The sequence below is a fragment of the Argonema antarcticum A004/B2 genome (assembly GCF_023333585.1).
Taxonomy (GTDB): domain Bacteria; phylum Cyanobacteriota; class Cyanobacteriia; order Cyanobacteriales; family Aerosakkonemataceae; genus Argonema; species Argonema antarcticum.
Map to the genome: position 1 here is coordinate 37,660 of NZ_JAIQZN010000036.1, position 23,912 is coordinate 61,571.

Here is a 23,912-nt window from a genome sequence, read left to right on the forward strand (position 1 = left end):
TGGGTTAATCACCCAGATAAACTTCCCTTAAAATTGCCCTACAGTCGCCTCCAACCCTTTTGTGTTATAATTCTGGAGTGTTTTTTCCTTTTCGGGCCATTTCACGGCTCAACGCCTTTATCGGAGAACTCCTTTTATGACGAGCAGTTACAGCGCCGATCAGATTCAAGTTCTGGAAGGTCTGGAGCCGGTACGCAAACGACCGGGTATGTACATCGGTTCAACGGGTCCGAAGGGACTCCATCATTTAGTTTACGAGGTGGTGGACAATTCCATCGATGAGGCGCTGGCTGGCTACTGCACCCACATCGAAGTTGACCTCAACGCCGATGCTTCCGTCACGGTGACAGACGACGGGCGGGGCATCCCCACAGATATCCATCCTCGCACCGGCAAATCCGCATTAGAAACGGTGATGACGGTTCTCCACGCCGGAGGTAAGTTTGGCGGCGGCGGTTACAAGGTTTCTGGTGGATTGCACGGCGTCGGTATCTCAGTAGTTAACGCCTTGTCCGAGTGGGTAGAAGTGACGGTATGGCGGGACAAAAAGGTTCACAAGCAGCGCTTTGAACGCGGTATCCCCGTCACGGAACTGGAGGCCCAACCCAACAAAGAATCTCTTACTGGCACTTCAGTTACTTTTATCCCTGATACGCAAATCTTCACCAGTGGCGTCGAGTTTGATTATACGACTCTGGCGGCACGCCTGCGGGAATTGGCTTATCTGAATGCTGGGGTAAAAATTACCTTTACCGATCACCGCCTGGAATATCTGAAAAACAGTACCCCCAGGATAGAAACCTACGAGTACAAAGGTGGCATTCGCGAATATATCGCTTACATGAACCGCGATAAGCAACCTCTGCATGAGGAAATTATCTACGTGCAGGGAGAGCGAAACAACGTTCAGATAGAAGTAGCGTTGCAGTGGTGTATTGACGCTTACACAGATAATCTGTTGGGCTTTGCGAATAACATCCGCACGGTTGATGGCGGTACTCACCTGGAGGGGCTAAAGGCGGTGCTGACGCGGACGATGAATGCGATCGCCCGCAAGCGCAATAAACTCAAAGAAGCCGATGCCAACCTCGCCGGAGAAAACATCCGCGAAGGATTGACAGCCGTGATTTCGGTCAAAGTACCAGATCCAGAATTTGAAGGTCAAACTAAAACCAAATTGGGTAACCCCGAAGTGAGGGGAATAGTTGATTCCTTGGTAGGGGAAACATTGACGGAGTATCTAGATTTTCGCCTCGCTATTGCCGACGCTATTTTAGAAAAAGCAATTCAGGCATTTAAAGCCGCAGAAGCAGCTCGTCGCGCCCGCGATTTAGTGCGACGAAAATCGGTTTTGGAATCTTCACCTTTACCAGGAAAATTAGCAGATTGTAGCTCCAGAGACCCCTCAGAATCAGAGATTTACCTCGTGGAAGGCGATTCGGCCGGGGGCTGTTGGGTTGGAAATACGCTTGTTTTATTAGCAGATGGACGTTCTCTTAGCTTCACAGAAATCGTATCTGAACAAGCGTCAGGAAAAGAGCATTTTTGCTACACAATTCGGGATGACGGAAACATCGGGATAGAGCGCATTATTAATGCCAGAATGACTAAGGCAAATGCTGAAGTTATCAAACTGACATTAGATAACGGTGAAACTCTTATCTGCACGCCAGATCACCCTTTCATGTTGCGAGATGGGACTTACAAACCAGCAGCATTGCTAACAGATGAAGACTCCTTAATGCCATTGCATCGTAAGCTTTCTCAAAAGAACGAACGAGGGACGGGACTTAACGGTTACGAAATGGTTTGGAATACCAAACATGAGAACTGGTTTTATACCCATCTTTTGGCGGATTTCTACAATCTCCGAAATGGCGTTTACCTGGCATCAGATGGCAACCATCGTCATCATGTTGATTTCAACAAACTCAACAATAATCCGACAAATATCAAGCGGCTTCCCGCTGAAGAACACCTAGCATTACACCGCGCAAATCTTCAATATGGTTTGCATCGACCGGATGTGATTGAAAAGAGCCGTCAAGTTCATACGAGCGAAGAGTTTCGTATTATGATGAGCCAACGGATGCAGCAACCGGAAACACGGCAAATTCTCTCAGAACAGGCTAAGGTTCAGTGGGAAGATGAAGAGTACAAAGCCTACATGGTGCAAAAATGGCGCGAGTTTTATGAGAACAATGAAAACTACCGCGATCAAAATCACGAACAGTTGAACAAGGCACAGCAAGAGTATTGGAGTGATGAAGAAAATCGGTTAGCTCAATCTGAAAGGGTTCGAGATTATTTTGAAAATAATCCTGAAATGCGTGAAGTTTATTCACAAGTTGCCAAACAACAATGGGAAGATGAAGCTTTGTTGCAGTGGCGGCGTGAAAAAACAAAGGAACAGTGGACAACCGACTTTCGGGCTAAACGTAAGGCTACGCTGCACCAAACCTACTACCGCAAAACTATTGAGACTTTGAAGAAAGTCGAAATTCTACTAGGCTGTTTGGATTTAGAAGCTTACGATCTTTACCGTCGCCAAACACGAGATAAGTCTATTTTGAAATTTCAGACTTTCTGCGATCGCTATTTTAGCGGTAGTCGGGTACAAGCGCGTCAAGCGATCGCCAACTACAACCACCGCGTTGTTTCCATCGAACGCTTAGAGGAACGATTCGACGTTTACGACATCGAAGTTCCCAATACTCATAACTTTGCTTTGGCAAGTGGGATATTTGTCCACAACAGCGCCAAACAAGGACGAGACAGGCGCTTTCAAGCTATCCTGCCTCTACGCGGTAAAATCCTCAATATTGAGAAAACCGACGACGCCAAAATCTACAAAAATAATGAAATTCAAGCTTTGATTACAGCTTTGGGTTTAGGCGTCAAAGGCGAGGAATTCGACGTTTCTCAACTCCGTTACCACCGCATCTGTTTAATGACCGATGCTGATGTGGATGGGGCGCACATCCGCACGCTGTTACTAACCTTTTTCTATCGCTATCAACGAGCGCTAATCGAGCAAGGTCACATCTACATTGCCTGTCCGCCACTGTATAAAGTAGAGCGAGGAAAAAATCACGATTATTGCTACAGCGATCGCGAATTGCAAGAGTTAATCCGCCAATTCCCCGCCAACGCAAAATACACTATCCAGCGCTTCAAAGGTTTGGGTGAAATGATGCCAACGCAACTCTGGAATACCACTATGAACCCAGAAACCCGCACCCTCAAACAAGTGGAAATTGAAGACGCTGCTGAAGCCGATCGCATCTTTACCATCCTGATGGGCGATCGCGTCGCACCCCGCCGCGAATTCATCGAAACTTACGGCCCCAAACTCAATCTCACCGATCTGGATATCTAAAATGTAGCTTCACAGCAAAGCTGTCCATTTTTGGCCAATAGTGAACAATTTCACATAATAATGCGGCTATCTTAATTAAGATAGCTGCATTATCTTTTTGTCCCTGTCCTGTCATTTTCTAGTTATCTCATTCGTAATTATATTTTTTTTACCCAGAAGTACGCAAAGGATAGCGCAGAGGTAGGCGGACTTTTTTCGAGCCAATAGAATTTGCAGGCAGAAACTAATACCTATAAAGATTTCGTAAAACTAGGTGATTCGATCCGGAAAATGTGGCATATTACCAGAATAGGCTAAATTAGGTGTAAACAAAAAAAGGTTGTTATACGTCCCGATCTGTGTGTGCAGAGAAATACATTTTTGGTCTTCTTATTCATGAGAGGCCCATAAAAATTTACGAACTTGAATTATTGCGAACCAATCAGGGATATGCGTTACAAGCAACTAAGGACTCAAATGCAACTATTAACAGTGCCAGAATAATCTCTATTGTGGCACTGTTAATAGGGCTATTAGCTGCTATTTTTTGGCGATATTCTTTATTAAAATTGTCGCCGACCCGCTTGATAAATTGCTTTCAAGAGTGCAGCAATCTGGCCTTCAAATCACCAGTTCCACTACCCAAATCGCCGCTTCTGGTAAAGAATTAGAAATTACCATTGGCAAACAATTGGTTAATACCATGAGTAATATAACCTCAATGGTAAATAACACTGCTCACGAAAGTCAAAAAGGGTATGAAAGCTTGGAGCGCATGGAGAATACCATGAACCAAATGACATCATCCACCAGTTCCGTTTCTGGTCGATTGGGTGGTATTAGCGAAAAAGCTAATAATATTAACAACATTATCACCACGATTACTAAAGTGGCCGATCAGACGAATTTGCTGTCGCTCAATGCCGCGATCGAAGCCGAAAAAGCTGGAGAATACGGACAGGGTTTTGCGGTAGTTGCCAGAGAAATTCGCCGCTTAGCAGATCAAACTGCGATCGCCACTCTCGATATCGAACAAACAGTCAAAGAAATGCAAACTGCGGTCGCTACTGGCGTCATGGAAATGGACAAATTTACGAAAGAAGTTAGCCTAGCGGTGCAAGACGTTCGTATTATTAGCTCTCAGTTTAAGCGAATTATTGAAGAAGTGCAAAACCTCACCCCTCGCTTTGAAGTAGTAAGTCAAAGTACATCACAAACTGCCGAAACTTTAGGACAGATTAACGAAGCAATTCGCCACCTCAATGATGTTGCACAGCTACTCAGAAAGGAGATGCAGAGTTTTAAATTAAGGAATTCGGAGGTGATTCGCACTTAGTTTGCTAAAGTTCGTAAAAACCGGGGAGTGGGCAATCCCCACTTCCCTTACTGCTGAGCTTTTAGAGTTTTGTAAAAAATCTTAATAAAATTTCTCATCAAATCAGTCTACTGTTACCTTTTAGGCGGGTTTTAACCGTTAGCAAACTTAACGCGCTCCTCAGTAGATTTAAGGGACAGAAATTTAGCATGAGTACTAATTTAGCGACCAAATTGCGTGAAGGCACCAAAAAAGCTCACTCAATGGCAGAAAACGTCGGTTTTGTCAAGTGCTTTTTAAAAGGCGTGGTGGAAAAGACCTCCTACCGCAAACTGGTAACCAATCTCTACTTCGTCTACACAGCCCTAGAAGAAGAGATGGAAAAGCACCGCGAACACCCCATCCTCTCCAAAATTTATTTCAAAGAGCTGAACCGTAAAAAGAGCCTAGAGCAAGACCTTTCCTTCTACTACGGCCCCAACTGGCGCGAACAAGTAGCCCCCTCGCCAGCAGGTCAAGCCTACGTGCAGCGGATTAGAGAAGTATCTGACAAAGAACCAGAACTTTTGATTGCCCAATCTTACACCCGCTACCTGGGCGACTTATCTGGCGGTCAAATCCTCAAAGGCATTGCAGTACGGGCCATGAACCTCGCAGAAGGAGAAGGCACCGCTTTCTACGAATTCAAAGATATTCCCGACGAAAAAGCTTTTAAAGCGACTTATCGCCAAGCTTTAAACGACCTACCGATCGATGAAGCTACAGCCGATCGCATTGTGGACGAAGCCAACGCCGCCTTTGGCATGAACATGAATTTGTTCAAGGAACTGGAAGGCAATCTGATCAAAGCGATCGGTGTGATGCTCTTCAACACCTTAACCCGCAAACGCACTCGCGGCAGCACCGAAACCGAGTTGGCAACTGCTGAATAGATAAGAGGCGTTTCCCCTTCAATTCCGATTCGTTAGACAAGAATACATTTCTTTTCACAATCCTGGAGGCTGGATGGCTGTTAAATTAGCTGTCATCAAGCCCCCAGGATTGTACGCTTTTAGGGGGGAATTGTCAGAAAAATTGCCGATTTTCTCGACTTTGCTCAGGAGTACGACATAATATCGATACCACACTCATCGACTAAATAACAAAGGGCGCGAAAACGCAAGCCAACTAATTGGTCGTAAAGCGGGTTAAGCTTGCACAACGGTGGAATATGGGCTATTTTGCGCTCGAACAGCTTGATATCGCGCTCAAACGGACACTGAGCCGGAATAGCCTTGTAGAGTAACTTAGCAAATTTGGCATTACGAATCTGGATTTGGTCAAGCCATTGACGCACTGGGTGCAGTATATCGAGTTGGGGCGTGGAATTGGCGGCTTGACCAAGTAGAGTAGCATCCCGATCGTTTGTCAATATCTTAGTCATAAGTTTAGCTTTTGGCCTTGCTAAGTGTCTAACAACTTTACTTATCCATATTTCCACTATACAAAGGCTAAAGACTTATTAGGTAAAGGAATCAATAAAAAGGTTTAATGTTTTGATGAAGCCCTGGTTATGAGCGATCCGAACAGTATTGAGTCATATCGTGTCCGTTTGCATCGTTAGTGTAAGAGTGATACAGGAAATTGTCTGTTGGAATTGAGGGTTGAATTTTTACCACAGATGAAGACAGATGAACACAGATGAACACAGATAAGAGAACGATTTTTTTAGGCAAAATAAACGCTGGATGAATGAAGATTCAGTTGAGGGTTGGATCGATGAGAGTTCAGTTTCAGCGACAAAAATAAGTTCATTCTACGTTCGATTTTGTTTCTTACTCTACTATCAATGTTTGGAGTTGGCTCGTGTTATAGTTTTGAGGGGTTGATTAGCTAATAATTTAGACCAGTGCAGGTTCTGGCAATGCGCCTTGCATTTTACTTAGATAATTAATTAAATTATCTAACTGTTGATCGGCACTCATAACCCCCAATCCCCGAATGGTCACTTTGCTGCGAGAGTAGACAAAACGCGACTGAAGATGATCTGGCAAATTAGTGGCGAGTAAGTTCCAAGCTGGTTCCTCCATTGGCGTTTCCAGAATAACGTGCTGTTTGCCTTCTGGTTTGATGCGGGAGAAACCGAGTTTCTTCGCCAGATGCTTGAGTTCCATCACTTTTAATAACTGTTGAGCGGGTTTGGGGATCGGGCCATAGCGATCGCACCAATCTGCCGCAATCTGATTCAACTCCTGCTTAGAACTAGACACCGCCACAGACCGATAAGCACTCATCTTCTGATCCAAATCAGTAATATAATCAGCTGGGATAAAAGCGGTCAGACTGAGGTCGATCTGCGTATCGTCAACCTTGGGAATTTCTTGACCGCGAATTTCGCGAATTGCCTCTTGCAGCATTTCCGTGTAGAGGTCAAAACCGATCGCATCCATTTGACCCGACTGTTCCGCACCCAACAAATTGCCCACACCGCGAATCTCCATATCCCGCGTCGCCAGCTGATACCCAGATCCCAACTGGGTAAACTCCTGAATTGCCCGCAAACGCTGTCGTGCCGTATCAGTTAGCTGACTTTGTTTGGGATAAAATAACCATGCGTGAGCTTGAATCCCCGCCCGACCAACCCTACCGCGCAGCTGATATAGTTGACCCAGACCGAATTTCTGGGCATCTTCAATCAAAATTGTATTGACTCGCGGAATATCTAAACCAGACTCAATGATAGTAGTGCAGAGGAGGATATCCGCCTCACCATTACTGAAAGACAGCATTGTGGTTTCTAACTCAGATTCGTCCAGTTGACCGTGTGCGATCGCCAACCTTGCCCCCGGCACCATCTCCCGCAGTTTAGCACCAGTCTCCTCAATACCCTCAATCCGTGGCAGCACATAAAACACCTGTCCGCCGCGATCGAGTTCTTGACGAATCGCAGTACGTACCGCCTCTGGATCGTAGGGAGAAAGATGAGTTTTAATCGGACGCCGCGATGGTGGTGGCGTCGTAATCAAACTCATTTCCCTAATTCCCGACAGCGACATATAAAGAGTACGAGGAATAGGAGTAGCTGTCAGCGTCAGCACATCCACCTGCGTTTTCAGCGTTTTAATTTTCTCCTTCTGATTAACTCCAAAACGCTGTTCCTCATCTATCACCAGCAACCCTAAATCGCGGAAATTCACGCCTTTTCCTAATAACTGCTGCGTTCCCACCACCACATCCAATTCACCAGTTGCCAATCGCCGTAAAATGTCGCGCCTTTCCTCTTCACTGCGAAAACGATTCAGCAATCCCACATTAACTGGATAAGGAGAAAAGCGTTCTTTGAGCGTATGATAATGTTGCTGCGTCAAAACCGTTGTCGGCGCAAGTACAGCGACCTGTTTCCCAGCAGTAACCGCTTTAAATATCGCTCGAATGGCTACTTCTGTTTTCCCAAAACCAACATCCCCACATACCAATCGATCCATCGGTCTGGACGATTCCATATCCCGCTTGATATCTTGAGTTGCCTTCAACTGATCGGGAGTTGGTTGGTAAGGGAAAGAATCTTCCAATTCTTCCTGCCAGGGGCTATCCGACGGATAAATAAAACCTTGTTGTTGTGCGCGTTTTGCATATAGTTTCAGCAAATCGACTGCCAATTTTTTGATCGATTTTCGGACTTTATTTTTGGTATTTTCCCAGGCTTTGCCAGACATTTTATTAAGTTCTGGAGCCTGATCGCCCGTACTGCGAAACCGCGACAATGCGTTCAACTGATCTGCCGCCACGCGCAGCAAACCATCTGCATATTGTACTACCAAATATTCGCGAGTTTCATTATTAATCGTCAGCTTTTCCAACTTAATAAACTTACCGAGGCCGTGGTTTCTGTGAATTACATAATCACCTGGTTGGAGTTTGTTGGGGTCAACTTGTTTCGAGGCGGCGCGACGACGTTTGCGGACATAACTGGAGGTGGCGAGGCTATGCTGTCCGTAGAATTCTCGATCGGTTACTACCACTAGCCGGAAAGTGGGCAGAATAAAGCCTTCTAGTTCTGCCAATCCCGAATATTTCAATGCGATCGGCGTATGTTGGATTTGCAGCTTGTCAATAGCTGGGTAGTCGCGGGGATTGGGGATAAACTGGGCTGGGCAATCGTGTTCTTGCAGTAAGGAAACAGAACGGGAAGGCTGAGCGGATACAATCCAGATAGAGTAGTTTTTGGCTAGTTCGCCCCGCAGAATTTCGGCAATTTTGGCAAACTGATGGGGCGTTGTCGGCACTGGGCGACTGGCGAGATTAAGGCCGTTATTTTCTTCTGCCAATTCGGATAAATAGACGCAGTTAAAACTTTCTGTCCCAGCTAACGAATCTTCAAAAGAACGATGAACTTTAGGTAATTGGGTATTCTCTTCCCTATGCCCAATGCCCAATGCCCCATTCTCAATTCGCCATTGTTCTTCTGCGTGTCCGATCCAGACGCTACTATGGGCGCGACATTGTTCTGGTTCATCGATCGCAACTAAGGTATTTGGCGGTAAGTAATCAAGTAGGGAGGCGGGTTTGTCAAAGGCGATACCCAAGAAGCGGCGATTGCCCTCCGGCGGATTGTTAGCGTCGAATTTCTCTTGTTCTTCTGGAGATAGATAATTTTTAATCCGATTGCTTTTTTCTGCCGTCAGCGATGCCATCACGATCGGGCCAAAATCCGTGGGCGTCAAAACCAGCTGGTTAATGCGATCGAGCGATCGCTGCGAGTCAGGTGCAAACTCCCGCATCTTCTCCAGTTCATCGCCAAACCATTCCAACCGCACCGGCAACTCAGCCGAAACCGGAAACACATCAATAATATCGCCGCGCCGACTCCATTGGCCCTCCATTTCCACCAACGGAACCCGTTCGTAGCCCAACTTAGCTAACTTTTGGCTAAATTCGTCTAAATTCCAAGTTTGACCGCCCTCCAGAGTCAAGCAATACGGTTTGAAAGCATCTACTGGCGGCAGGTGCGGTTGCAGGGCGCGTTCTGTCGCTACGATCGCCCAATTCGATTTGGGATTTTGCGCGAAGTGGGCGTCTTGGCGGTTCCCGTCACGATGCCCACCTTCGCAAGAGAGGATTTTAGATTTTAGATTACCAGACTGTTCCTCCGATCGGGCTATCTCTGAATTCTCACCAGCAGACCCCAATCCAAAATCTAAAATCGAAAATCTAAAATTAATTAAATCTGCCAACACCTGCATCTGTCCCCAGGTCATTTCTGATTCCGGGTCGAACGGTTCGTAGGGCGATGCTTCTGAAGTAGGGTAAAAATGTATTGTCTGCCAACCCATTGCCTCCAGCTGGGCAGCCCAGCGTCCGGCTTCTGACAAAGTTGCCGTTACCACAAACAAATTCCGCCCCTCTGTTTGCGCTAAAGCAGACGACACCAACCCTTTCGGGATGCGGGGGATGCCATTCAGTCGCACGCATTGCGTGCGATTTAGCTTAGTGAGGAGTTCTGTAGTGAGGGCCGATCGCCCTAATGCCCTAATGATGGAAGAAAAGGCCATGAGTTCTAGAACTGCTTAACTCGTTGGGAAACTTAGTGAAGACGCATAGCTGCCTACCTTTACCATTTTAGATGACTTCCCCTTAACTTTGACCAAATCCATAAAACGTACTTCGGAGTCCTGTGAATTCATCAACAACACAGCTAATTACCTGTTTGCTCAAAGCTTAGTTAAACTCGATTTAATAGTGTCCACTAATTCTGCTTCAGACCAAGGTTTAAATAAGCAGGTATGGAGATTCGCCTCCGCTTTCGCCCGATTAATTGCTGATTCATCGGCTTGACCCGTCAGCATCACTTTAATAATATTGGGAAATTGTTGATGAACGCGAATGAGAAACTCATCCCCCTTCATCCCAGGCATTAACCAATCCGAGACAATTAAAGTAATGGTGACGCCCTCTTGGGCGAGTTCGTTAATCACCTCTAAAGCCTCATCGGGATCTTCAGCCACTTCATAACTATAGGCATCCCCAAATGCTGCTCTTAGTTGCGTCTTCAAACTGTGTAATATGACTCTCTCATCATCAACGCACAAAATTACTGGTTTAGACATCTAAATCTTTCCTAACTAAGCTTAATTGGAATAAAAACACTGAATGTAGTCTGCCCTGGTTTGCTTTCTACCTCTATTTTACCAGAATGCTTTTCCACAATCTTTTTAACAATATCCAGACCCAATCCGCTACCTTCTCCCGCATTCTTTGTGGTAAAAAATGGCTCAAATATTCTGGATATAATCTCTTCTGGTATTCCCTTTCCGCTATCGGTAATGCTAATTTTAACCATTGGGTCAATCCGAGTTAAATCAATTCTTAAAATGCCTCGATAATCCATCGCTTGTAAGGCATTGTGAATGAGATTTGTCCAAACCTGATTGAGTTCGTCTGGATAACATAATATAGGTGCTAATTCAGCATAGTTCCTAATTACCTCTACACCCTGTTTGAGTTGATTATGATAGAGTGTTAAAATAGTTTCAATCCCTTCAATCAGGTCGGCTGCAATCATTTTACCCTCATGGTCATAACGGGCATAAGTTTTGAGGGCAAACACCACTTTCGAGGCTCGTTCTGTGGCTATTTCGATGGTATTTGTGCTTCTTTTTAATTCAGAAAGTTTATAAGCAATTTCTAATATTTCAAAACTGTCATGTCTTTTTAACAGCGGTAAAAATGTGTTGATTTCATCATAAATTCCCATAATTACCAGGAGATCGGCAATAGGATCGGCGTTATCAATCTCTAATTCTTCCAATTGGCGTGTTAAGGCTCTCCTTAATTGACGCTCTTCTTTGGTAGATAAGGTGATTTCTTGTTGGAGCGATCGCTGCAATAAAGCCAAAAAATCCTGTCCTTCCTCTGGAGAAAGAGATTGAAAAAGTGCCGGTAAATGTTCTATAATTTGACTCAAGAACTTGGAAATATTTCCAGCAGAGGAACGAATTGCTCCCAAAGGAGTATTGACTTCGTGGGCAATCCCTGCAATCAGTTGTCCCAATGCGGCCATTTTTTCGGCTAGAATCAGTTCTTCTTGGGTCGCTTTCAATTCTTGCAAGGTTTTTGCCAATTCCTCATTAGTTTTGGCTAAGTCATCATTTTTCTGAACAAGACTCTTTTGCAGAGAACGTAAAGCCAAATGCGTTTCTACGCGAGCTAAAACCTCTTCTACCTGAAAGGGTTTAGTGATGTAGTCTACTCCGCCAACTGCAAAAGCTTTCACCTTATCTAGCACATCATTGATAGCGCTGATAAAAATCACCGGAATTTCGCGAGTTAGTTCATCTGATTTTAGATGATTGCAGACTTCGTAGCCATCCATCTCCGGCATCATTATATCCAGCAAAATCAAATCGGGAAGCGATTGGCGAATACCCGTCAGTGCCAGTTTTCCACTAGGTACGGCTCGAATTTTGTAACCTTGTTCGGTCAATATGCCGACTAACAGGCGCAAGTTCGCCGGTGTATCATCGATCGCTAAAATATTGCCTTTAAAATTGGTCATAGTCAGAAGGGGCTAGGGGCTAGGGGCTAGGGAAGAGGGCAGAGTAGCACTGGATATAATAATTATTTTCCGACTTTCCCCTAGTCCAAGTGCCCCTTTTTTATTTTGACTTTTGAATGAGTGACTTTTGTCATCAGCCATTGCCATCAGCAATTAACCTCAAAATTTTGTCGTACTCAAAATTGTCAATACAACTTTTAATGGCATTGGCAAGTGGGGCATTTTGGGTACGGATTTGTTCTGTTATTGTGGCAATTAAATCTAAATCGCCTTGAGGAATCGCCTCTTGCAGGTTAGCCACCCATTCCACAGGTAACGCTGCTATAGCCGCAGCGGTGAGTGCATTTTGCTGTTCCTGCTTTGCGATCGATGAATCGTGAGTTGAGTCTTCATAAACATAACGCACGCCGATATGTTTGTACATAGCATGAAATATATCGGCCTCGCGAAATGGCTTACGCATAAAGTCATCGCAACCGGCTGATAGCACAACGGCGCGTTCTTCTTCCAAAACGCTAGCAGTTAAAGCAATAACGGCTGTGGCTTGACCTTTGGTGCTGGCTTTGATATGTTTAGTGGCTTCATAGCCATCCATTACTGGCATTCTCATGTCCATCCAAATTAAGTGTGGTTCCCAAGAGTCCCATATTTCAATTGCTTCTTTGCCGTTGCTAGCTTCTTTGAGTTCAAAACCAAGAGGGTTGAGCAGCTTAATTAACAGTTGACGATTGTTCCATTTGTCATCGACAATTAAAATCCGATAGCGGGGTTGGTTGGGTTCTAGGGCAATCACTCTGCGCTTCGTTTGCTTGCTTTCTATTTCACTTTTTTCAACGACGCTGACTGGAATCTCAAATCTGAAAGTAGTGCCTTGTCCTACCTGGGAACTGACGGTCATTTTACCGCCCATCAATTGTACGAATTGGCGACTGATGGGCAATCCTAAACCCGTTCCCTCTTGTGCTTCTCTGCCTGTTTTGCTTTGTACGAAAGCTTCAAAGATGCTATTTATTTCTTCTGGGGCAATGCCTGCGCCTGTGTCTTGGACTTCAAATGCGATCGCTAATTTTTCGTTACTAATTTTTGGGCTTTTGCCATTAGCTATTAAGGATTGACTGTCAGCAATTCCCACTCGGACTGATGCCCCTCCCTCTTGGGTGAATTTGAGGGCATTGTTAAGCAGGTTAATTAACACTTGGCGCATTTTTACTTCATCGGTTCGCACATATTGAGGAACATCGGGAGTGCGCTCGCAGATTAACTGCAAACGCTTATCGTCAGCTTTCAGTTGGAACATATCTTCTATGTCATCCAACATTCGATAGAGGTCAAAGTTTTTTTCGTTGAGGGTAGTGCTACCTGCTTCAATTTTGGATAAATCTAGGACGTTGTTGATCAGGGTAAGGAGGTGTTCGCCGCTGCGGTTAATAATGCCGAGATTTTCTATCTGTTCTGGTGCTAAGGTTTGAGAGCGAATCATCAGTTGAGAAAACCCAAGAATGGCGTTGAGGGGCGATCGCAATTCGTGGCTCATATTGGCGAGAAAGATACTTTTCGCTTGGTTGGCTACTTCGGCTTTCTCTTTGGCTTGGGCCAGTTCGGCGTTTAACCCATCCACTTTCCGAGCCGCAAGACGCAGCTCGATCTCATCCATGACGATCCCCGCTAAGTCGCTCAAGATTGCCATCTCCTGTGGGGAAATGGGGCGTGCTTGTTTGTCGATCGCGCATAAAGTCCCCAAACTATAGCCGTCGTGGGTTTGCAGTGGCGCTCCTACATAGAAGCGCAATCCGAACTCGCCAGCTACAAGAGGGTTTGCCAAAGAACGTATATCTTTGGTAGCGTCTGTAACGACGTAGATATCGGGAGAAAGAATTGCCGAAGCGCACAACCCTGGGGAACGGTCAATTTGGTGAACATCTAAACCGTGACGTGACTTAAACCAAATGCGATCGTTATCTACTAAACTAACGACCGCAATGGGGACTTGCAGAAGTCGAGCCACAATTCCAGTAATTCGGTCAAAAGTACCATCGGGAGGCGTATCCAGAATTTCATAACGGTGAAGCGCTTTGACACGCTCAGTTTCATTGTCAGGAATAAATTGCCGTGAGGACATATTCTTACCAAACCGTTTCAGAGATTTATTTATGGTTTCTTGTGATTCATTGTTCAATAGCTATTCAAATGCACCTGATGGCTCTGGAGTTTTGTTACCAATACTGTCTTCAGGAAGTGTTTCCACTATATTAGACTAAGGAGCGAGTCCTAGAACACCGATTCAGTATTCGCGATAGGCGATGAGAAACCGGGTTTATTAGCACAGTTCGCCTTTATCCGCACCCACTTTTAGGAATGTCTTTTAACTTAGAAATTCTGATTGTTCTCTTACTGATTATCCTCAACGCCCTGTTTGTGATGTCAGAGCTAGCCATCATCTCCGCCAAGAAGGTGCGCCTGCAACAAATGGCCGAGCAGGGGGATACCAAGGCACGCATTGCTTTGGCACTGGCAAATCACCCAAATCAGTTCTTGTCCAGCGTTCAGGTAGGCATGACACTTCTGGCCATCTTGTCGGGTGCCTTCGGCGAATCGGTGATATCTAAGAGAGTTGCGCCTATTGTGGGTCTGATTCCCTGGATAGCACCATATAGAGAAGCGATCGCATCAACAATCGCGATTTTGATCGTCACCTATCTGACGCTGATTATTGGCGAACTGGTGCCCAAGCGGCTGGCCCTCAACAACCCAGAACCGATCGCAGCTGCCGTCGCCATCCCGATGCGGACTTTGGCTAAAATTACCTCTCCCATCGTTTATCTTTTGGCCGCTTCTACAGATATGGTAGTGCGGCTCTTGGGCGTCAGACCGTCCGGTGAGCCACTGGTCACAGAAAGAGACATCACAATTTTGATCGCGCAAGGCACCGAGGCGGGAACGTTTGAGGAAGCCGAACAAGACATGGTGGAGAGGGTGTTTCGCTTAGGCGATCGGCCCGTCAGCGCCTTAATGACCCCACGACCCGATATTGTCTGGCTCGACCTTGACGACTCCCTTGACGCCAATCGGCAAAAAATCATGGTGTGCAGCCATTCTCGCCTCTTAGTCTGCCAAGGGCAGCTGGATAACGTCTTGGGCGTAGTGCAAATGACAGACTTATTATCCCGTTCTCTACTAGGTCAGCCAATTGACTTAACCGCAACTTTGCGACGACCGTTATTTGTGCCAGAAAGCACGCGGGGATTAAAAGTATTAGAGATGTTCAAACAATCCGGCACCCACATTGTGCTGGTGGTTGATGAATATGGCGTCATTCAAGGATTAGTCACACTCAACGACATTTTAGTCGAAATCGTCGGCGATATACCCTCTATGTATCCGCAGGACGAACCGCAAGCCGTACAACGCGAAGATGGTTCCTGGTTATTGGATGGAATGTTGCCCGTGGAAGATTTGTTTGAACTTTTTGCAATCAAAGAATTACCAGAAGATCGGAGAGGCAATTATCACACTATGGGCGGTTTTGTGATTACCCATCTGGGACGTATCCCCACTGCTGCCGACAATTTTGAGTGGGGAGGCTACCGTTTTGAAGTGATGGATATGGATGGCAACCGCGTCGATAAAGTTTTGGTGATGCCAATACCGAAAGCATCATCACACGATGCGACTGATTCTGCGTGAACTAACGCCATTGCTCCACTAAGTACGGAAGAGCCGTAATCCGCAGTCGGCTTTATGACAACTGTTGACAACTTACTTTTCGTATTGAAGCTTTTCTCGGCACTAAACTATCACCCATCTAAATCGAATAGAAAGACGGGCTTTCCTGCCCATCCCACAAGAAGCAAGAGAAAAACTGACTGTCAAATAGGATTCTAGAACTTGGAGTTTTGTGATGTAAAGTAATAGATTTCTATGCCTTTTCAAGTGCGATCGCAGGTGTTTCCTAGCAAATCAGATTTTTCCCTTCGGCTCATTCTCAATTAATCCTGGCAAATAGTTAACTCCACAGGATTAGACAGCTTAATCTGAGCATAAATTTCTTCTGCACCCTCCTGTTTTAAGTCTTCAATATAGCCACCTTGTTCGAGTTGAGCTTCTTTTAAGCTATCGAAAGGCCCAAAGTAGTATATACAGTAAGGTTCTTTGGTAATAATCTCTAACCACCAAAACATCTACTACCTTCCCTTTTTTCAACTGATTTTTGACAAAAACTAATGATTATTAAGAGAATGATTAAACAGATGTGATATTATCCCAACAATTATGCCTCAGCCAGAAAGGAAAAACTGATAACAAGAATACATTTGAGAAAATATGGGACAGATTCGGGCGGTTTTGTGCGGCTACTACGGTAAGGGCAATGGGGGGGATGAAGCGTTGTTAGCCTCGCTACTGCAAATGTTACCGGCTGACGTGACGCCCTTGGTTCTTTCTGGCAAGCCAAGAGAAACACGCGATCGCTACAATGTGGAAAGCTGCGATCGCATGGCACCCGTCCAAGTTCTCCAAGCGCTACGCCAATCGGACGTTCTGATTTGGGGCGGTGGTAGTCTGATGCAAGATGCTACCAGCGCCGCCAACCCCTTTTACTACGGCGGATTGATGGGATTAGCTCAGCAGATGGGCTTAAAAACGATCGCTTGGGCTCAGGGAATTGGCCCTTTGAAACGTCGCCTGACTCGTTCTGTGGCACGACGAGTATTCGCAGGTTGCTCGGCGGTGAGCGTGCGCGATCGGGCCAGTGCTGCCCTATTATTAGATTGGGAAATTCCATGTTGGCTGGCTCCCGATCCGGTATGGGCGTTAGACTCCTTACCAGTCAAGGGGCTGTGGGATTTACCGGCACCCAGAGTGGCAGTGACATTGCGATCGCATCCCGAACTCACGTCCGCTCGACTTGACAACTTAACTCGTGCCTTAATTCACTTTCAAAAAGCAACTCAAACCTGTATTTTATTAGTTCCGTTTCAGAAATCTCAAGATTTAGCGATTGCCCAGTCAATTCACTCGCACTTGCCAGATTCTAGCCATATTATCGCGCCAGAAGACCCCAGACAGCTGAAAGGCTTGTTTCGAGGCGTGGAAATGGCGATCGGTATGCGTTTGCATAGTTTAATTATGGCCGCAGCAGCCGAATGTCGCTGTTTCGCCCTTAGCTACGACCCCAAAGTTAGTCACTTGATGGAGGAATTGGCAATCCCCGGATGGGATTTATCTCAAATGCCAGATGACCCCAACTCGATCTGTCAAACTTGGTTAGAATGTTATGCTAATGGCGATGGGTTAGCGCCTGCTCAAATTCAATCTTTAGTAGACCGGGCTTTGATTCATCGCGATTTGTTAAATCAAGTTCTAGTCGCCAATTGATTTGGTAAGTTGTTGAGCGATCGCATATCCGAAACAAAGTGCGATCTGCCGACCGCAGGCTACGCGATCGCATTTTACCTAAAGTACCAAAAAGCGATTGCCTACGGCACGCTGCGCGAACGCTGTGGGATTTGGAACAATTCAAACCCAAGACTCTAAAGCGAAAGGTCGCACCTGCTGGATACGTTGGAAATCATTGTCTGTTGATACTACTGTGAGGTTGTAGTGAATTGCAGTAGCCGCGATCCAAAGATCGTTATCTCCAAAGCCGAGAGTTTGGATGTTGAATTTTCGCCGCTCGGCTTTTTCTTTAGGCCCAAATACATTGAGGAGTTTGCCTTTGAGATCGCCGTAAATGTCTGAGATTGGTAAATTAATTGGGTAAAGGTCGATCGTGTTTAGAAAAACTTTAATTTGTTGGAGGTTGGCTGCTGTTTGTTCGGATTTGGCAGCCATATAAAGTAGTTCCCCACGCACAATAACGCTGGTAGCAACACCCGCTTCGCTGTGGGCTTGTAGCTGTTGGATGAGATTGAGTTCGCCGAAGATGATGCGGCTACAGTGGTTTGTGTCGAGCAGATACATCAGAATTCAGCCTGGGAACGGGTGTCGTACACAAGTTGAAGACATTTCTCAAAGTCATCACCTTGCCAAGTGCCGGCAAATTTTAGCAAATCTTTGGCTTTAGAGCCGCGTAAGATCGGTTCACCATCTTGGATAGGGAGATCTGCTGGTTTAATAGCGGAGGCATTTTTTCTGGTTTGGAGGTATTCGAGCGTTTCCTCTAGAATCGATTCGGTCGCGGTTTCGATCGCGGCGAGGAGTTGTTCTTTGATGGTGGTCATGGTAACAAGGTTGGATTGATTGTGGCTATCTTGATTCTGCATCATTCAGCGATGTTAATTTCGTCCTGCATCTGTTTTGATATTCTAATGGAAACGTCCACTTCTCAATTTGTCTTGGCCAAAATAATTAAAAATTATTCTCAATTACTTCACGTAATTTCGCCATTTGACAGATTTTATAGATTTTGCTAAATTTATAAACAATGATATGCTGGCCTTTTTTATAACTATAAATGTAAAAAAGCCCAGCGATCGGCCCAGAAGTTATAGCTCGAAAAGCCTGTGATACTGGGATAAGTGGGGGAAATGAGTGGAGGGAGTATAGAATAACGGGCAGTAAAAGACGAGAAATTAAGACCAACTGAAATCACGAGTTTTTTGCAAGTTAGATAAGCCGCCCAGCCGGGGGGATTTACAAAAAACCAAAAGCATGATATAGAAGATTGGTCGCCGTGAAGAAGGATCGAGACAAACACAAAAACGGCGGATATGAGGTAGGCTATTGACAAGCAGGCGACCAGTACGCGAACCAGCATTCCCAACTCTCAGAAGCAAGAGCGATGAGTGAAGCCCAAAACCCTAACGACAGAGCCCTAAGAGATGAAACCGATCCGCTTGACGGCATCGAATCAGCTTTAGTGGAGCCTGAAGCTGATTTGACCGATGGTAGAGCAATATCAGTTAACCAGGCAGAAGAATATCGAGAAACAGATCTACTGCTAGTTTCTGAATCTTCAGAAGATCCAATAGACGAGGCCATTACAAGCAACCCGATCGCAGAGGCGCTGGCTTGGCAATCAGACGCCGACGTAGTAGAACTGGTCAGCCTAAGCGAAGCCCTGCGGCAACAAAATACCCAGCTAATCGAGCATACAGAGCAGATGGAAAAACTGCTCGATGAATGCCACAGTGCCTTGCAATTGCAGATCGAGCGATCGCAAAGCGCAGAAACCAGGTTAGCCGAACAGACGATCGAGCTGCAAACAACCCAAGGGCAATTGACACGCCTGTTCCGCGAGATGGAAACTTCCCATCAAGTCGCCCAGCGCCAGCAAATTTTAATAGAAACTTTAAACGAGCAGTTGCAAAGCAGCCAAGAGCGACTAGCGCAATTGGAACGCCAATGTGCCCTCACTCAACAACGCTACCAGGAACAATCTCAGCTGCTCTTACAAAGCGAGACTGCTTGTGGGGAATTGCAAGATCGTCTTGGGCGCCAACAACGTTACACCCTGCAATTCAAAGCGGCATTAGACAAGTGTCTGGATATGCCTACCATCAAAGAATCTGTCAGCAGCAACATTGCTACGACGGCCCGATCGGAAAACCAGCCCCAAAATATATCAGAATTGCCAAGAACTCCGTTTAAACCGCAACCCATTCAACCGTGGTCAGCAGCACCGGAATCGTCAGACCAAGATATAGATTCTGACCGCCTGAGTTTAGATGTGGGATTGCCGATTTTGGATGAAGAGCAATATTCAGTACAAGCGCCTGCTTTCAACTATGGAACAAATCCAAAATCCAAAGACGATCGCGATCTGCGTGACGCCACCCCCCGATTATCTAAAATAGATGCAGATATGGACGTTTTTGTCAATCCATTTTTAAATGCAGCAGATTCTAACCTGGAGCTAGAATCTGATTTGTCCCCACCACCTACAACTGACTCAACTCCAAATATTAGTTTAGCTGAAGAAGACCTCTGGCAAGAGTTGGAAAGGTTGACTCAAGACAGGGTGTTGTCACAGAAAGCTACTTCACCAGAAAATCCCGTACCGGAGTTAGCCAGTAACTCTGCGGTACAGTGGCAAGATGCAATTGATGTGGCAGCATACAAGAGTGACGCCGAAGAAAGCGAATTGCTTGAGCCAGCAGCCTTCTGTGAGTCCGGTATTGTCCTAGCCCTGGCAAATGACGAGTCCGGTTCCTCTAGCCAAACTCCCAACTGGCCATCACCTGTAGTTTATCCACAGCGTACCCCCAAGAAAATTAAATCATTAGCAGCGATCGACCTGCCAACCTTTCCTCGCGTTAACAAAGGCTGAGTAGCAGAGGAGGATTTTGGATGAAAAGATTGACCCGAACGATGAATCCGACTGGTTTCCAAACCAATAATTTCAAAGGTCAAAATCAACATTTGCATCAGTACGTCAACTATGATTGCACCCAAGGGAAAGAAAAATTATTTTATTTTTGCAGAGGAAAATAAAAATGTACCATATCTTAGATAAACGACTTACTCAAATGGTTTTCGGCTTATTAGCCGGAACTGCTTTAGTTCCTTTTGTGCTTCCTCAAATAATCTTGGCACAATCCCTCGACCTCGATCCTTCCCAAGATTTTCAGAGACAAGATAATAACGACGCCGTGTATGGCTCAGGCACAGGTCAAGGTTTCAGCGTGTTTGACATGATCCATAGAGCCAACTTGGGTAATAACCGCAGTATAGAAGATTTTTCCGTCGAACAACGGGAAAACCTCGATTCTGCCGCTGCTGAGTTCAAGGCTCAACAGCGAGAACGTCTTCAGATTCAACAAAATCAAGCTAATCCAGGTAATCCCGCGAGTACTGTTACCCCACCTGTACAAGGCAACTAAATCGATCTTAGGGTGGCATTGCCACCCTATTTACTCTCAAAACGCTAGAAGAATATCTATGTTGGGAAGGGCGAAACATTCCGGTAATAATCTGTCGCCTCAGACATCAGTTTTCGCTGGGAATGCTTCGCCTCTACATAATGTTGTCGGGAGAAGTCCCTAAACGAAAAGATTAGGCTCCAATTACTGCCATAATATCACTGGCGTGGGTAGAAGTGTTGACGCTACTGTCAACGTGAACGATTTTGCCTGTGCCATCAATTACATAGGTGACGCGCTTAGCATAGCCGCCGCCATCAACATCGTAAGCTTTGATTATGGCACCGTCGGTGTCAGCTAAAAGCGGAAAAGGCAAATTGTACTTCTGGGTGAACTCTTGGTGAGAAGATTCATCGTCTTTGCTGACGCCTAGAACTATGACATCTTTGCCTTGATAGTCTGCATAGGCATCGCGAAAGCTACAAGCTTGTTTGGTGCAGCCCGGGGTGTCGTCTTTCGGGTAAAAGTACAAAACAACGGTTTTACCAGCAAAGTCAGACAGGGAAACAGTATTACCATTGGTGTCTTTAGCTGTAAATGCTGGGGCATCTGTACCAACCGATAAAGCCATAAATGCAGTTTCCTTTTAATTTTAGATTGTCTAGACCTTTGGATTGTACCCTATTTTACAGTCAGTGCTGGGCACCGATGAGTAAGCAGTTTGCTCTTGGAGAGATAAAAGCGCTTTATGATAGAAACGAATTAGAAAACTAATTTTTCCCATCTGATATCATTTCTGACGATAATCGATGACTTCTACGAATGATTTAGGCGCTAGAGCGCTTTCTTATCCAAGAAAAACCGTAGAACGGGCAGAGCGATCGCTAAGAGTATCCCCCTTCTTGATGCCATTGTTTGTCGCAATGCGCTCTAGAAGTGTAGATATTCAAGAAATCGCTGGTATTATAGCGCAAAAACAACAATACACGCAACGTCCTCTGTCGGATCTGGCAGCTGAAAATGCCTTGAACTGGCTGATCCAAGTGGGTGTGCTGCGGCGGGAGGTAGACGGTCAAGGGATTACGAATAGTTTTCGCCTTACACCCCTGGGACACCACATTATCGAACAATGGCAAAATCAAGGTCACGTTTTGCCACCAGCAACCTGGCCCGATCGCTTTGATAATGCGTTAAATCGTTGGTTCCGACTTCTCTTTTAGGGACTGGGAAAATATTTTTTCATCCTTCATCTTTTCCCTAGCCCCTAGCCCCTAGCCCCTAATCCCTAATTACCTTATGAAAGCCATTATGGTTGTGGGCACTACATCCCACGCTGGAAAATCGCTCTTAACAGCCGCCATCTGTCGCATTTTAGTTCGGCGTGGCTGGCGAGTAACGCCTTTTAAAGGGCAAAACATGGCTCTAAATGCTTATGTTACTGCCACAGGCGGGGAAATCGGTCACGCCCAGGCAGTACAAGCTTGGGCTGCGGGTATCATTCCTACCGTGGAGATGAACCCCATTTTACTCAAACCCCAAAGCGATATGACTTCCCAGATAATTATTAAAGGTAAAGCAGTAGGTAGAGCCAGCGCTTTGGAGTACTACGAGCAATATTTTGAAGTAGGCTGGGAAGCTATTACAGAATCGCTACAAATTTTAGGTACAGAATTCGATTTAATTGTTTGTGAGGGAGCTGGGAGTCCGGCGGAGATTAATCTCAAGCACCGCGACTTGACTAATATGCGGGTAGCTCGCCATCTTAATGCGCCCACTTTACTGGTTGTAGATATCGATCGCGGTGGTGCTTTTGCCCACGTTGTAGGTACTTTAGAATTATTAGAACCGGCGGAACGGAAATTGGTCAAGGGCGTCATCATCAATAAGTTTCGCGGACAGCGAAGTTTGCTGCAACCCGGTATCACCTGGTTAGAAGAACGCACAGGCATCCCAGTCGTCGGCGTCATTCCCTGGATAGACAATGACTTCCCCGCCGAAGACTCCCTTGATTTATTTGAACGTCGTTTTAGCGGTGCCAACAAAGACCTGACGATCGCAGTCATCCGCCTGCCCAGGATTTCTAATTTTACCGATTTTGACCCCCTGGAAGCAGAATCTACCGTTAATCTGAAATACATCCACCCCAAACAAGATCTAGGACATCCAGATGCAGTCATAATTCCCGGTTCCAAAACTACGATCGCTGACTTGATGATTCTCAAACAAACAGGTATGGCAGAAGCCATTCAAGACTATGTGGCGGCAGGCGGCACCGTCATGGGAATTTGCGGCGGTTACCAAATGCTGGGTAAAATGGTGGCAGATCCAGAAGGGATCGAAGGTTCGGAAGGTCGCTGCGACGGACTGGGACTTTTACCTGTAAAAACTGTAATTACGCCACAAAAAATCGTTCGTCAGCGGCAGGTGACATCTAACTATCCCCAAGTCGGTTTGCCAGTGCTAGGCTATGAAATTCATCAAGGACGCACCCGCACGGTGGAGGGGGCGCAAACTAAAGCTTTATTCGACGATCCCTATTTGGGGATGGTTGACTCCACTCAATCCGTTTGGGGCACCTATCTGCATGGGCTGTTTGATAATGGCCCCTGGCGACGCGCTTGGTTGAATCTGTTGCGGCAACAACGGGGTCTTTCTGCTTTGCCCAACGGCATTCCCAATTACCGCGAACAACGAGAAGCTTCCCTAGACGCTCTGGCAACTGCGGTTGAGGCTCACCTCGATTTAACGCCTGTTTTGCCTAATAACTAGGGGCTAGAAAAGTCAAAAGTCACTCATTCAAAAGTCAAAAAATAATTAATGACCACTGACAAATGACCACTGACAAATGACCACTGACAAATGACCACTGACAAATGACCACTGACAAATGACCACTGACAAATGACC

At 45.8% G+C, this 23,912-nt stretch carries 18 protein-coding genes; 9 read left to right on the forward strand and 9 right to left on the reverse strand.

The genetic code is table 11. The annotated features are described in order from the left end of the window. Positions 1-136: 136 nt before the first annotated feature. The 3 genes from gyrB (at position 137) to LAY57_RS16785 (ending at position 5,605) form a co-directional block, all read left to right on the forward strand. A complete protein-coding gene (gene gyrB, locus LAY57_RS16775; RefSeq protein ID WP_249067931.1) occupies positions 137-3,379 on the forward strand; it encodes a DNA topoisomerase (ATP-hydrolyzing) subunit B in 3,243 nt (1,080 codons plus the stop codon). Between the two features lie 526 nt (positions 3,380-3,905). Beyond that, complete coding sequence (locus LAY57_RS16780) at positions 3,906-4,694, forward strand: methyl-accepting chemotaxis protein (protein WP_338022427.1); 789 nt, start codon at positions 3,906-3,908, stop codon at positions 4,692-4,694. A 188-nt stretch (positions 4,695-4,882) separates the two neighbouring features. Next, positions 4,883-5,605: a biliverdin-producing heme oxygenase gene (locus tag LAY57_RS16785; protein ID WP_249067932.1), complete on the forward strand. Its 723-nt coding sequence runs from the start codon at positions 4,883-4,885 to the stop codon at positions 5,603-5,605. Between the two features lie 164 nt (positions 5,606-5,769). On the opposite strand, the gene LAY57_RS16790 is transcribed toward LAY57_RS16785, so the two are convergent. From LAY57_RS16790 to LAY57_RS16810, 5 genes are all read right to left on the reverse strand, one after another. Beyond that, complete coding sequence (locus LAY57_RS16790; protein ID WP_249067933.1) at positions 5,770-6,096, reverse strand: Mo-dependent nitrogenase C-terminal domain-containing protein; 327 nt, start codon at positions 6,094-6,096, stop codon at positions 5,770-5,772. Positions 6,097-6,553: 457 nt separating this feature from the next. Next, positions 6,554-10,204, reverse strand: coding sequence for a transcription-repair coupling factor (mfd, locus tag LAY57_RS16795; RefSeq protein ID WP_249067934.1), 3,651 nt, complete (start codon positions 10,202-10,204; stop codon positions 6,554-6,556). A gap of 159 nt (positions 10,205-10,363) precedes the next feature. Further along, a complete protein-coding gene (locus tag LAY57_RS16800) occupies positions 10,364-10,759 on the reverse strand; it encodes a response regulator (RefSeq protein ID WP_249067935.1) in 396 nt (131 codons plus the stop codon). Positions 10,760-10,770: 11 nt separating this feature from the next. Further along, a complete protein-coding gene (locus LAY57_RS16805; protein WP_249067936.1) occupies positions 10,771-12,207 on the reverse strand; it encodes a hybrid sensor histidine kinase/response regulator in 1,437 nt (478 codons plus the stop codon). Positions 12,208-12,340: 133 nt separating this feature from the next. Next, on the reverse strand, positions 12,341-14,326 hold the full coding sequence (locus LAY57_RS16810) for an ATP-binding protein (RefSeq protein ID WP_249067954.1): 1,986 nt from the start codon (positions 14,324-14,326) through the stop codon (positions 12,341-12,343). Between the two features lie 236 nt (positions 14,327-14,562). Between LAY57_RS16810 and LAY57_RS16815 the strand changes: the two genes are divergently transcribed. Then, positions 14,563-15,891: a hemolysin family protein gene (locus tag LAY57_RS16815; protein ID WP_249067937.1), complete on the forward strand. Its 1,329-nt coding sequence runs from the start codon at positions 14,563-14,565 to the stop codon at positions 15,889-15,891. Positions 15,892-16,193: 302 nt separating this feature from the next. Here the strand turns inward: LAY57_RS16815 and LAY57_RS16820 are convergent, their stop codons facing one another. Then, on the reverse strand, positions 16,194-16,385 hold the full coding sequence (locus LAY57_RS16820) for a DUF1816 domain-containing protein (RefSeq protein WP_249067938.1): 192 nt from the start codon (positions 16,383-16,385) through the stop codon (positions 16,194-16,196). A 142-nt stretch (positions 16,386-16,527) separates the two neighbouring features. Here LAY57_RS16820 and csaB point away from each other — a divergent pair, with 142 nt between their 5' ends. Further along, positions 16,528-17,580, forward strand: coding sequence for a polysaccharide pyruvyl transferase CsaB (gene csaB / locus LAY57_RS16825; protein WP_249067939.1), 1,053 nt, complete (start codon positions 16,528-16,530; stop codon positions 17,578-17,580). 141 nt (positions 17,581-17,721) lie between these two features. Here csaB and LAY57_RS16830 read toward each other — a convergent pair whose 3' ends face one another. Beyond that, complete coding sequence (locus tag LAY57_RS16830) at positions 17,722-18,165, reverse strand: type II toxin-antitoxin system VapC family toxin (RefSeq protein ID WP_249067940.1); 444 nt, start codon at positions 18,163-18,165, stop codon at positions 17,722-17,724. Next, positions 18,165-18,470 carry a hypothetical protein gene (locus LAY57_RS16835; protein ID WP_249067941.1) on the reverse strand — a complete coding sequence of 102 codons (306 nt, stop codon included), beginning with the start codon at positions 18,468-18,470 and terminating at the stop codon, positions 18,165-18,167. The genes LAY57_RS16830 and LAY57_RS16835 overlap by 1 nt, the downstream gene beginning before the upstream one ends. Positions 18,471-18,985: 515 nt before the next feature. Here LAY57_RS16835 and LAY57_RS16840 point away from each other — a divergent pair. Together LAY57_RS16840 and LAY57_RS16845 are read left to right on the forward strand one after the other, a co-directional pair. Further along, positions 18,986-20,473 carry a hypothetical protein gene (locus LAY57_RS16840; RefSeq protein WP_249067942.1) on the forward strand — a complete coding sequence of 496 codons (1,488 nt, stop codon included), beginning with the start codon at positions 18,986-18,988 and terminating at the stop codon, positions 20,471-20,473. 166 nt (positions 20,474-20,639) lie between these two features. Beyond that, on the forward strand, positions 20,640-21,026 hold the full coding sequence (locus LAY57_RS16845; RefSeq protein ID WP_249067943.1) for a hypothetical protein: 387 nt from the start codon (positions 20,640-20,642) through the stop codon (positions 21,024-21,026). A 172-nt stretch (positions 21,027-21,198) separates the two neighbouring features. Here LAY57_RS16845 and LAY57_RS16850 read toward each other — a convergent pair whose 3' ends face one another. Then, the gene (locus LAY57_RS16850; protein ID WP_249067944.1) at positions 21,199-21,636 is read right to left on the reverse strand and encodes a peroxiredoxin; all 438 of its coding nucleotides are present in this window, start codon (positions 21,634-21,636) and stop codon (positions 21,199-21,201) included. A gap of 178 nt (positions 21,637-21,814) precedes the next feature. Here LAY57_RS16850 and LAY57_RS16855 point away from each other — a divergent pair, with 178 nt between their 5' ends. Next, positions 21,815-22,225: an Npun_F0494 family protein gene (locus LAY57_RS16855; RefSeq protein WP_249067945.1), complete on the forward strand. Its 411-nt coding sequence runs from the start codon at positions 21,815-21,817 to the stop codon at positions 22,223-22,225. Positions 22,226-22,301: 76 nt separating this feature from the next. Continuing rightward, positions 22,302-23,774, forward strand: a complete 1,473-nt coding sequence (cobQ, locus tag LAY57_RS16860; RefSeq protein ID WP_249067946.1) for a cobyric acid synthase CobQ — start codon at positions 22,302-22,304, stop codon at positions 23,772-23,774. The last annotated feature ends 138 nt before the right edge of the window (positions 23,775-23,912 follow it).